Annotated in this window: 10 protein-coding genes; all 10 read right to left on the bottom strand. The window is 38.7% G+C overall.

Going from position 1 to position 10,240, the window contains the following annotated elements; all coding sequences use genetic code 11:
- Positions 1-230: 230 nt before the first annotated feature.
- Positions 231-2,342, bottom strand: a complete 2,112-nt coding sequence (gene pnp / locus IKV95_RS06500; protein ID WP_029090930.1) for a polyribonucleotide nucleotidyltransferase — start codon at positions 2,340-2,342, stop codon at positions 231-233.
- 248 nt (positions 2,343-2,590) lie between these two features.
- Entirely contained in the window at positions 2,591-2,860 is a 270-nt protein-coding gene (gene rpsO / locus IKV95_RS06495; protein ID WP_029090929.1) for a 30S ribosomal protein S15, read from the bottom strand.
- 140 nt (positions 2,861-3,000) lie between these two features.
- Entirely contained in the window at positions 3,001-3,951 is a 951-nt protein-coding gene (locus tag IKV95_RS06490) for a bifunctional riboflavin kinase/FAD synthetase (protein WP_029090928.1), read from the bottom strand.
- A gap of 33 nt (positions 3,952-3,984) precedes the next feature.
- Complete coding sequence (gene truB / locus IKV95_RS06485; protein ID WP_069125587.1) at positions 3,985-4,914, bottom strand: tRNA pseudouridine(55) synthase TruB; 930 nt, start codon at positions 4,912-4,914, stop codon at positions 3,985-3,987.
- A gap of 81 nt (positions 4,915-4,995) precedes the next feature.
- Positions 4,996-5,343, bottom strand: a complete 348-nt coding sequence (rbfA, locus tag IKV95_RS06480) for a 30S ribosome-binding factor RbfA (RefSeq protein ID WP_029090926.1) — start codon at positions 5,341-5,343, stop codon at positions 4,996-4,998.
- Positions 5,344-5,408: 65 nt separating this feature from the next.
- Positions 5,409-7,742, bottom strand: coding sequence for a translation initiation factor IF-2 (gene infB / locus IKV95_RS06475; protein WP_069119497.1), 2,334 nt, complete (start codon positions 7,740-7,742; stop codon positions 5,409-5,411).
- A 14-nt stretch (positions 7,743-7,756) separates the two neighbouring features.
- Positions 7,757-8,068 carry a L7Ae/L30e/S12e/Gadd45 family ribosomal protein gene (locus IKV95_RS06470; RefSeq protein ID WP_029090924.1) on the bottom strand — a complete coding sequence of 104 codons (312 nt, stop codon included), beginning with the start codon at positions 8,066-8,068 and terminating at the stop codon, positions 7,757-7,759.
- Positions 8,058-8,339: an RNase P modulator RnpM gene (gene rnpM, locus IKV95_RS06465; protein WP_029090923.1), complete on the bottom strand. Its 282-nt coding sequence runs from the start codon at positions 8,337-8,339 to the stop codon at positions 8,058-8,060. The genes IKV95_RS06470 and rnpM overlap by 11 nt, the downstream gene beginning before the upstream one ends.
- A 20-nt stretch (positions 8,340-8,359) precedes the next feature.
- Positions 8,360-9,553 (bottom strand): transcription termination factor NusA, encoded by a 1,194-nt coding sequence (gene nusA, locus IKV95_RS06460; protein ID WP_029090922.1) that lies wholly within the window; start codon positions 9,551-9,553, stop codon positions 8,360-8,362.
- Between the two features lie 33 nt (positions 9,554-9,586).
- Positions 9,587-10,042, bottom strand: a complete 456-nt coding sequence (gene rimP, locus IKV95_RS06455) for a ribosome maturation factor RimP (RefSeq protein ID WP_029090921.1) — start codon at positions 10,040-10,042, stop codon at positions 9,587-9,589.
- Positions 10,043-10,240: the final 198 nt, after the last annotated feature.

The following is a 10,240-nucleotide window of genomic DNA, read 5'->3' as shown; positions in this document are numbered from 1 at the left end:
CAATCGCTCTCCCTTTTTCTACTCTTATTATTTATTCAATAGCGCAAGTATTGCTCAATAGATACTTAAGACAATATTTTAGCTGTTTTAATACGATTAAAATTGTTTGAAAAAGAGCTTTTTGACTTCGAACTATACAAATTTATACAAAAAAACAGCTACACAAATGTGCAGCTGTTTTGGTAATAATTTTTAAATAACAGTTGATTGTTAAGCAATTTTGCGAATGCTTAGTTTTTCTCTGGTTTGTCTAACAATGCTTTAATTGATAAGTTAACACGGCCTTTGTCATCTACAGCGATAACTTTAACCATGATTTCTTGATCCATTTTCAACACGTCTTCAACGTTAGCAACGCGTTCATGCGCTAATTCAGAAATATGTGCTAAGCCATCTGTTCCTTTGAAAATCTCGATAAAGGCACCAAATTTCTCGATACGACGTACTTTACCCAAGTAGCTTGCGCCAACTTCAGCTTCACGTACAATGTTACCGATAATTTCTTTAGCGTTGTTAATCATGTCTTGATCAAGTGAAGCAATGTAAACTGTTCCATCTTGTTCAATATCAATCTTAACGCCTGTTTCTTCGATGATTTTGTTAATTTGTTTTCCGCCGGGTCCAATCACATCTTTGATTTTCGCTGGTTTAATTTGCATTGTAACGATTTTAGGAGCATATGCGCTTAGCTCTGGACGCGTTTCAGAAATAACACCCATTAAGTGAGCTAAAATATGTTCACGACCTGCTTTTGCTTGAGCAAGAGCTTCTTCAAGGATTTGACGGCTTAAGCCATCAACTTTAATATCCATTTGTAAAGCAGTGATACCTTTTGTAGTACCTGCTACTTTAAAGTCCATATCGCCGAAATGATCTTCCATTCCTTGGATATCTGAAAGAATTGTATAATCATCGCCAACTTTTACTAAGCCCATTGCAATACCAGCAACAGGAGCTTTAATTGGTACACCAGCATCCATTAATGCCAATGTTGACCCACAAATACTTGCTTGAGAGCTTGAACCGTTAGATTCTAAGACTTCAGATACAACACGAATTGTGTATGGGAATTCTTCTTCGCTAGGGATAACTTGTAGTAAAGCACGTTCACCTAATGCACCGTGACCAATTTCACGACGACCTGGTGCACGTTTTGGACCTGTTTCACCAACAGAAAACTGCGGGAAGTTGTAATGGTGCATGTAACGTTTCGTTTCTTCTTCACCTAAACCATCAATGATTTGGTGTTCACGTAAGGGACCTAATGTACAAACTGTTAAAGCTTGTGTTTGTCCACGTGTAAAGAGTCCAGAACCGTGAGTACGTGGTAAAATACCAACTTCTGATGCTAACGGACGAATCTCGTCAACTTTACGTCCATCAGGACGAATTTTATCGATTGAAATCAAACGACGCATTTCATCTTTTTCTAAGTCGCTCAAGATGCTTTTAAATTCGCCTAAAATATCAGCCAATTCAGCTTCTTCAGCATATTTTTCTTCATAAAAAGCAAGTGCAACTTCTTTTAAATCATCAATTGCAGCTTCGCGTGCTTTTTTCTCTTCAGTTTTAATAGCAGCTTTCATGTCAGCTTCGTAATCTGCTTTTACTTCAGCAACATAGGCTGGATTTGGAACAAATAACTTAATTTCACGTTTTTCTTTTCCAACAGCAGCAACGATTTTTTCTTGGAATTCAACCAAACGAATGATTTCCTCGTGACCGAACATAATAGCGCCTAACATTGCTTCTTCATCTACTTCTTTTGCCCCAGCTTCAACCATGTTGATTGCGTCTTTTGTTCCAGCAACAGTTAACTCGATGTCACTTTCTTTTTTCTGAGCAACAGAAGGGTTGATGATGTATTCACCGTTCACACGACCAACATGCACACCAGCAATTGGGCCTTCAAAAGGAATATCAGAAATACATAATGAAATTGATGAACCGATCATAGCAGCGATATCTGGTGCACAATCTTGTTCAACGCTCATTACTGTATTTGTGATTTGAACATCATTACGGAAACCATCTGCAAATAACGGACGGATCGGACGGTCAATTAAACGCGCAGTTAAAGTTGCGTGTTCACTTGGACGACCTTCACGTTTGATGAACCCTCCTGGAATTTTACCTACAGCGTAAAGTTTTTCTTCATAGTTGACAGTCAACGGGAAGAAATCATAAGGTTTCGGGTTTTTAGAACCCACAGAAGCTGTTAAGACAACTGTATCACCATAACGAATGAAAGCTGCGCCACTTGCTTGTTTTGCGATTTGGCCCACTTCGATTACGAATGGTTTACCGCCTAGTGTTGTTTCAAATACTTGTTTTTCAGTCATTAAAATAGTCCCCTTCCAAATTATAAAAATAAAACAGATCTGCACCGATTATAAGTAATGGTAAACACCATTTATCCAAAAAACTAACAATAAAGTTGTGTGATACTCACTATGCTATTCGCATACAAAGAATTAGTTAAAAAGCACCTTAAAGTCACTTTTTTGGATTCATAATCATGGCGTCAGTCTGTCTAAAATCAAATAAAAATGCGGGAGAACTTTCTCCCGCATTAATACAATCGTTAAAATTAACGACGTAATCCTAAACGTTGGATTAATTCACGGTAACGAGGAACTTCGTTGTTACGTAAGTAAGTCAACAAGTTACGACGACGACCGATCATTTTCATTAAACCACGTTGAGAATGGTAATCTTTTTTGTGTTCTTTTAAGTGACCGTTTAAAGAGTTGATATCAGCAGTCAATACAGCGATTTGAACTTCTGGTGAACCAGTGTCCCCTTCGTGTGTTGCGTATGCTTTGATGATTTCAGCTTTTTCTTGTTTTGAGATAGCCATTTTCTTTTCACCTCCAAATATTTTAAGTAGCCCCAGTTACTGAGCAAGCGCTGGTGAAAGTCGACAAGCCAAGTAAAGGTTAGTACACAAGGTACAATAGATACTATACACAATAATCGTCGTTAAATCAACTATTTATGTTAATTATCTTTTGATTGTCCGTTAAAAAAGTCACGCGTGTTAATTTCATCCAACTTCAACTGTTCAACCAATCCTTCAATGCCGTTAAATTTCAATTCTGGACGGAAATATTTATGCCATTCAATGATCACTTCTTCGCCGTATATTTGATCATTAAAATCAAGAATATAAACCTCTGTCGAGAGAATTTTTTCATCTTTAAATGTGATATTATAGCCTACGCTTGTCATACTTTCATAACAGACGCCGTTAACAAGAATACGCGTTGCGTAGACACCGATTGGCGGCAACATCAGATCATGGTCAGTTAAAATGTTGGCAGTTGGGAAACCGATGGTCCGGCCACGTTTATCGCCGTGAATAACAGTTCCTTTTGTTTCATAAGGACGTCCCAATAGTTTAGTCACAGCTTCCATATCACCTTCGTTTAAATAACGACGGATCACAGTTGAACTGACTTTATCGTTCATATCGCTTAATTTACCAACTGTTGTCACTTCAAATTGCCCATTGCCATACTCGGCTAGTTGTTCCATTTTACCAGCGCCAAATTTACCGTATGAATAATCAAAGCCAGCAACAACATGCACAGCTCCTAATTCAGAAATGTACTGTTGTACAAATTCTTCAGGAAGCAAGCTTGAAAAATGTGAAGTGAAACGTGTGACGTATAATATATCAACGCCTAATTTTGCCATTTCATCGCCCTTTTGAGCGAGTGGCGTTAAGTATTTGACTGTTTTTTTCACTTTGCTTAATACCATTGATGGATGTGGATCAAATGTCATTACTGCGCATTTAATGCCACGTTTTTTCGCTTCTGCTGCAGCTTCTCGAATAACAGCTTGATGGCCACGATGCACACCATCAAAAAAACCTAGTGCAAGTACAATCGGTTCTGTTGTTTTAAATTCAGCAGCCAACGGGTGATGTAAACGTTTAATTTCCAATAATGTCAATCCTTTCTATGATGGGTTCAATCCTTAGTTTGAACCGTTTGTTTTAAGAATCATTTTTTCTGGTTTCCACATGCCCTCTTTGCGTGGGTGCGGTTTGTAAACAGCGACTAAAACATCATTATAAAGCAATGCACGAAGTTCGACTGTATCGCCTGGCTTAACTTGTACTTCTTCTTCTGTTAAGGATCCACCGTGTTTAACGGTTGAATGGGCAGCATCTGAAAGATTTATTTTTGTTAAGTTTTGTACCGCTAACATCATATCATATAAAAAGTCTGCTGGCGTGTCTGTTGCTTTCCACTCGTTTAATTCTTCAAGCGTTATACAATCTTCACGCGTAAAAGTGCCACTCATTGTACGTACAAGGTCTTCCATATGTGCCGGGTAACCTAATAGTTCACCGAGCATTACTGCTAATGTACGGACGTATGTGCCTTTACTACAGTCAATTCGAATTTTAAAGCTAGGGTTCTCAGCATTAACGACACCTGAATCTAAGCGTTCTAATGCATGAATTGTCACTTGACGCTCAGGGCGTTCTACTTCAATGCCAAGGCGTGCGTATTCATACAGTTTCCGACCATTTACTTTGACAGCTGAAAACATCGGTGGGATCTGTGTAATTTCTCCGGTCAATGCGTTTAAAGCAGCTTGAACGGCATCTGGGCTAATATCTGTGGTAAGCGCCTTTGTTTCAACAACTTCTCCCGTCGCATCTTCCGTTGTAGTGGTACTCCCAAGACAAATCGTTGCCTCATACATTTTTCCAGTAGCCGTCATGTACTCGGATAATTTGGTAGCCTTACCGATCATAATCGGTAAAACACCTGTTACAGCTGGGTCAAGTGTGCCGGTATGACCGACTTTTTTTGTACCTAAAATCTTGCGCAATTTATAGACGCAATCATGTGAGGTAATGCCTGCGGGTTTCCACAGTGCTAAAATACCGTTCATTAGTCTCCTCCTCAAAAATAAAAACGCCCGCATACGTCGATAAACCTACGTTTGACAAGCGTTTTCTATATGTTACATTAATTAATCATTTTTGTTTAAGTTACGTAATAACTCATCAATATGGTTACCGTATTCTACTGATGCATCAATTTCAAAAAAGATTTCTGGAACGATACGTAAACGAATACGTTTACCAATTTCAGTGCGAATAAAGCCTTTAGATTTCTCTAAAGCAGCCATGCTGTTTTCTTTATCTTTTTCATGTCCCATAACAGAGACATAGACATTCGCTTGTGATAAATCACCAGTCACACGAACATCAGTTACTGTTACAAACCCAAGATTAGGATTTTTTAGCTTTTGGCTAATAATTTCGCCTAATTCTTTTTTCATTTGATCGCCTACGCGTTCTGCACGTAAATTACTCATCTATTTCACCTCAAGATAGCGTGATAACCCCTCAATAATTAAGGGGTTTTTCACGACTTATAGTATTATTTTTTCGGTTTACGTTTAATTTCTTCCATGATGTATGCTTCAATGATATCGTCTTCTTTCATATCGTTGAAGTTTTCTAATGTTATCCCACACTCGAAACCAGTTGTAACTTCTTTTGCATCGTCTTTGAAACGTTGCAATGAAGCAAGTAAACCATCGAAGATAACAATGCCGTTACGGATAACACGGATTTGACTCTTACGTGTAATTTTACCATCCGTTACGTATGTTCCAGCGATAGTACCAATTTTAGATACTGAGTAAGTTTGACGGATGATTGCTTTACCAATCACTTTCTCTTCAAACACAGGATCTAACATACCAGTCATTGCTGATTCAATTTCATCAATTGCGTTGTAGATAATGTTGTGTAAACGGATATCTACTTTTTCGATTGATGCAGCTTCTTCAGCTTGAGGTGTTGGACGAACGTTGAAACCAATAACAATTGCATTTGATGCAGCTGCTAAAGTAACATCTGATTCGTTGATAGCACCAACGGCAGTATGAATAATATCAACACGAACACCTTCAACTTCGATTTTACGTAATGATGCAGCTAATGCTTCTGCAGAACCTTGTACATCTGCTTTGATGATAACATTAACATTTTTCATTTCGCCCTCTTTCATTTGTTCGAAGAGGTTTTCTAAGCTTACACGGTTGTTCGAACGACGATGTTCAACAACAGCACGAGCTTCACGTGTTTCACCAACTGCACGCGCTTGTTTCTCATCAGCGAACACAACGAAGTGATCACCTGCTTGAGGAACTGCGTTTAAACCAGTGATTTCAACAGGTGTTGAAGGACCAGCAGTTTTAACACGACGACCTAAATCGTTGACCATAACGCGGACACGACCATAAGTATGACCAACAACAATTGAGTCAGTAACGTTTAATGTACCATCTTGTACTAATAATGTTGCAATCGGGCCACGGCTCTTATCAAGACGTGCTTCAATTACTGAACCAATAGCAGTACGTTTAGGGTTAGCGCGTAATTCTTGTACTTCTGCTACAAGAAGAACCATTTCTAACAACTCGTCTAAGTTTTGACCAAATTTAGCTGAAATTGGTACGAAGATTGTATCTCCACCCCAAGATTCAGGCACTAAGCCATGCTCAGTTAAAGCTTGCATTACGTTATCTGGATTTGCATCCGGTTTATCAATCTTGTTAACCGCAACAATAATTGGAACATCTGCTGCTTTAGCATGGTTGATTGCTTCAATTGTTTGAGGCATAACACCATCATCAGCTGCTACAACTAAGATTGTAATATCGGTAATTGACGCACCACGAGCACGCATTGTTGTAAAGGCAGCATGTCCCGGTGTATCTAAGAAAGTGATTTTTTTACCTTCAAGTTCAAGTTGGTAAGCACCAATATGTTGAGTGATCCCACCAGCTTCACCATCAGTAACTTTTGAGTTACGCAAGTTATCAAGTAAAGTTGTTTTACCGTGATCGACGTGTCCCATGATTGTTACAACAGCCGCACGTTCTGTTAAATCTTCAGCTTTTGTTTCTTCATCAAAGTAAAGGTTCAAGTCACTTGTATCAACTTTAACTTCTTCTTCAACTTCTACGCCGTAATCTTTACAGATTAATTCAACAGCATCTTTTTCTAATGATTGGTTAATTGTAGCAACAACACCAAGCATAAATAATTTTTTGATAACTTCTGAAGCTTCACGACCTAATGCTCTAGCTAATTCACTGACTGTCATTGTTTCGTCAATCGTGATTTTTTTAGGAAGTGGCACTAACATACGTTGTTTTTGAGCAGCAATTTGACTTGCTGATTGTTTTGGTTTGCGACGACGACGGTTGTTGAAACGGTTACCTGGTGTATAACGGCTGTTACCACCACGGTTGTTTCCTCCGCCAGTTGCTGGAGATGCTGCTGCCGCTGCTTTTGAAGCTGCAGATGGCGCTGGTGCTGCTTTTTTCTCCGTTGTTTTAGTTGTTGATGCTACAGGTTTTGCTGCAGGCTTGTTTGTTTTAACATCAGCTTTTTTTGTCGATGCATCTACTTTTTTAGCAGCTGGTTTAGCTGCAGGTTTTGGAGACGGCTTAGACGTTGCTGGCTTATTATTTTTAGTATCCGTTGCTTTTTCCACCTTATCTAACTCTTTAGTTTGAGCTTTATTTTTAGTTTGTTTAGGTGCTTCAATTTTTGCAGCATCTAATTTTTTCACTACTTCGTCATCTAACATTGACATATGATTGGTTACAGGGATTCCCATGTTATTCAATTCGTCAATTATTAACTTGTTTGTAACTCGTCTTTTTTTTGCGTATTCATGAATTCTGATTTTCGCCATGTCGAGCACCTCCGTTATTTGTCAGACAGTAATGAACGTATTTTCTTGGCAAATCCTCCATCAAGTACTCCTAAAACCACGCGATCAAATTTACCTATCGCAGCGCCTAAAGTTTCACGGGTGCCGAACAAGACATAAGGTGTCTCGTAATAAGTACATTTATCGATTAATTTCTTTTGAGTACGTTCTGAAGCATCTGTTGCGATGATGACCAATTTAGCTTTCGATTTTCTCGCATCTGCAATAACAAAATCTTCACCGGCAGTAATTTTGCCCGCTCGCATTGCCATTCCAATTGACGATAATACGCTATCACTAGTTTGCATTGTTGACCTCATTTTCCAAATAAGTTATCACATCATCATAAAATGTAGATAAATCATTTTTAGCATTAAATGCCGTTCCTAAGCTGTTGCGTTTTTTCGCTTTTTTTGCGACGTCAACAGACTTGGTTATATAAGCGCCACGTCCAGGTAGTTTCCCACCCGGATCAATAGCGATTGTACCATCTTTAGAATAAGTGATTCTAAGCAAATCTTGCTTAGGTAAACGTTCATTGGTGATGATGCATTTACGTAAAGGCGTTTTTTTCACCATGATCTAACCTCCGTTGCCAATTATTCTGCTGTTTTTTCTGCTGTATCGATATCAACTACAAATGTAGGCGCTGCTTCAACTTCTGCTTCGGTTACTTCTTCAGCAACTTCTACAGGTTCAACAACAGCAACATCTTCTTCGATAACTGTTTCCCCTTCAACGCGCGGGAAAATACCTAATTCAGCAGCATTTGTTTCGTTTTTGATGTCGATTTTCCAACCAGTTAACTTAGCAGCAAGACGCGCGTTTTGGCCACGTTTACCAATAGCTAATGATAATTGATAATCTGGAACAACGACAGTTGTTGATTGGTTGTTTTTATCGACCGTTACGTCAACAACCTGTGCAGGACTTAACGCATTAGAAACAAATTCTACTGGGTTTTCAGACCATTCAACAATATCAATTTTTTCACCTTTTAACTCATCAACAATCGCTTGTACACGTTGTCCTTTTGTTCCGACACAAGCACCGACAGCGTCGATTTCAGGATCAGATGAAAAGACAGAGATTTTAGAACGATCGCCAGCTTCACGTGAAACTGATTTGATTTCAACTAAACCATCATAAATTTCAGGCACTTCAATTTCAAACAAGCGCTTTAACAAACCAGGATGTGTACGAGACACATAGATTTGAGGACCTTTAGATGTTTTTTCAACTTTCGTAATATAAACTTTGATACGGTCATGTGCATGGTAACGCTCATTAGGCATCTGTTCATTTTTAGAAAGAATCGCTTCAACTTTACCTAAGTTAACGTAGATAAAACGTGAATCTTGACGTTCTACAATCCCCGTCATGATATCATCTTCACGATCGATAAACTCGTTATAAATGATGCCACGTTCAGCTTCACGTACACGTTGTGTAACGACTTGTTTAGCAGTTTGTGCTGCAACACGTCCAAAATCACGTGGTGTCACTTCAATTTCGACTGTATCTCCGACATTAAAGGCACTGTTATATTCATGTGCTTGCTCCAATGTAATTTCAAGACGCGAATCAAGAATCTCATCAACAACTTCTTTTTGTGCAAATACATGCATTGAACCTGTTGTTTGGTTGATATCTACACGTACATTTTGCGCTTGGTCAAAGTTACGTTTGTAAGCAGACTCTAAAGCCGCCTCTAATGCTTCAATAATAAAATCTTTGTCAATGCCTTTTTCATTCTCTAAAACCGTAAGAGCATCTAGCAATTCTGTGCCCATTTTGTCCACTCCCTTATTAAATTATCTCACTTGTTAAAACTGAATAGCTAAACGCGCCATTGCAATTTTACTAATGTCAAAATCAATGTCTTGGTCATCAATTGTTACAGTGACTGTTTCGCCATCGTAAGCTTTTAAGTAACCTTCATGCTCTTTGCTATCTTCAAACGGTTCGTACAACTTCACGTTAATGAATTGCCCGATTGCGCGTTCGAAGTCGCGTTTTTTCTTCAGTGGACGTTCTGCCCCTGGAGATGAAACTTCGAGGAAATAGTTTTGTTCGATTGGATCCAACTCATCTAATTTCTCACTAATTTCACGGCTAACGGCAGCACATTCTGAAATATCAATGCCTGCTTCCGTATCAACATAGATACGTAAAAACCAATTTGACCCCTCTTTAAGGAATTCCACGTCAACTAATTCGACATTTAAGCCGGCAACGATTGGTTCCGCAATTGCTGTGATTTGATCTGTAATTTTACTCATTTCGACCTCCTAACCTATGTTTACAACACGTTGGATGTAGCCATATTCGTGCTGATGTCAAAACGAAAGAGTGGGCGTATACCCACTCTCCGTTGACAACTATCTAAACTTTACATACTAAATATAGCATAAAAACGCTACTGTTGCAACAATCTGCCTTAAATGTCTGTTGTTGTTCAGACGAGGCTAAAAAATAAT

The sequence above is a fragment of the Brochothrix sp. genome, from assembly GCF_017549435.1.
In the GTDB taxonomy this organism is placed as follows: Bacteria; Bacillota; Bacilli; order Lactobacillales; family Listeriaceae; genus Brochothrix; species Brochothrix thermosphacta.
Note: the sequence above shows the minus strand (reverse complement) of the source record. Positions and strands in the feature narration are given on the sequence as shown.

Coding starts and splice junctions, on each gene's coding strand:
- pnp (WP_029090930.1), bottom strand. CDS start 2,342: ATGACTGAAAAACAAGTATTTGAAACAACACTAGGCGGTAAACCATTC.
- rpsO (WP_029090929.1), bottom strand. CDS start 2,860: ATGGCTATCTCAAAACAAGAAAAAGCTGAAATCATCAAAGCATACGCA.
- truB (WP_069125587.1), bottom strand. CDS start 4,914: ATGAACGGTATTTTAGCACTGTGGAAACCCGCAGGCATTACCTCACAT.
- rbfA (WP_029090926.1), bottom strand. CDS start 5,343: ATGAGTAATTTACGTGCAGAACGCGTAGGCGATCAAATGAAAAAAGAA.
- infB (WP_069119497.1), bottom strand. CDS start 7,742: ATGGCGAAAATCAGAATTCATGAATACGCAAAAAAAAGACGAGTTACA.
- IKV95_RS06470 (WP_029090924.1), bottom strand. CDS start 8,068: ATGCAAACTAGTGATAGCGTATTATCGTCAATTGGAATGGCAATGCGA.
- rnpM (WP_029090923.1), bottom strand. CDS start 8,339: ATGGTGAAAAAAACGCCTTTACGTAAATGCATCATCACCAATGAACGT.
- nusA (WP_029090922.1), bottom strand. CDS start 9,553: ATGGGCACAGAATTGCTAGATGCTCTTACGGTTTTAGAGAATGAAAAA.
- rimP (WP_029090921.1), bottom strand. CDS start 10,042: ATGAGTAAAATTACAGATCAAATCACAGCAATTGCGGAACCAATCGTT.